Consider the following 1,135-nt stretch of genomic DNA (forward strand, 5'->3'; position numbering starts at 1 on the left):
CGTCGAAGGTGGGATTGGCGATTGGGACGAAGTCGTAACAAGGTAGCCGTACCGGAAGGTGCGGCTGGATCACCTCCTTTCTAAGGAGCACTTCTCCAGACGGTGTCTCGAACAGTCGAGATCGCCTCTGGCAGAGACAGTTTCGGACTCACATGTAGTCCGGCTGGAGCTCATGGGTGGAACGCTGACAACCTCTCCCGCGTATCGACCGGTACTCAGTGACCGGCCGGCGGTTGATATATCGACACACTGTTGGGTCCTGAAAGAACAGACGTTCTTTCCAGGCAAAAAACGACGAAATCTTCTTCGCGGTCATACCGCGGGAATTCTTCCTGGCTGGTGCCGCAGTAGCGAGAAGGTTTTGTGTGTTGTTTGAGAACTGCACAGTGGACGCGAGCATCTTTGTTAGTAAGTGTGTAAGAGCGTACGGTGGATGCCTTGGCACCAGGAGCCGATGAAGGACGTAGTAGGCTGCGATAAGCCTCGGGGAGCTGTCAAACGAGCTGAGATCCGAGGATTTCCGAATGGGGAAACCCGGCACGAGTGATGTCGTGTCACCCGCACCTGAATATATAGGGTGTGTGGAGGGAACGTGGGGAAGTGAAACATCTCAGTACCCACAGGAAGAGAAAACAACATGTGATTCCGTGAGTAGTGGCGAGCGAAAGCGGAAGAGGCTAAACCGTGTGGATGTGATAGCCGGCAGGCGTTGTCCATGCGGGGTCGTGGGGCTCATTTTCTTTCCACTGCCGTGGGGAGCAAGAGTCAGAAAAGATCGCGTTAGTCGAATTGGTCTGGGACGGCCAACCGTAGACGGTGAGAGTCCGGTAGACGAAAACGTGTTCTCTCTTGTAATGAGTACCCGAGTAGCAGCGGGCCCGTGAAATCTGCTGTGAATCTGTCGGGACCACCCGATAAGCCTGAATACTACCTGGTGACCGATAGCGGACTAGTACCGTGAGGGAAAGGTGAAAAGTACCCCGGGAGGGGAGTGAAATAGTACCTGAAACCGTGCGCTTACAATCCGTCAGAGCCCTTTAAGGTGATGGCGTGCCTTTTGAAGAATGAGCCTGCGAGTCATCGGTGTGTGGCGAGGTTAACCCGTGTGGGGGAGCCGTAGCGAAAGCGAGTCCGA

2 rRNA genes are annotated in these 1,135 nt (G+C 54.7%); both read left to right on the forward strand.

Annotated features, from left to right (window positions below):
* A 16S ribosomal RNA gene (locus ACFXN1_RS51880) occupies nucleotides 1-80 on the forward strand; the annotation flags it as partial.
* A 326-nt stretch (nucleotides 81-406) separates the two neighbouring features.
* A 23S ribosomal RNA gene (locus tag ACFXN1_RS51885) occupies nucleotides 407-1,135 on the forward strand; the annotation flags it as partial.

This window comes from Nocardia sp. NPDC059154 (assembly GCF_042755705.1).
Classification (GTDB): domain Bacteria; phylum Actinomycetota; class Actinomycetes; order Mycobacteriales; family Mycobacteriaceae; genus Nocardia.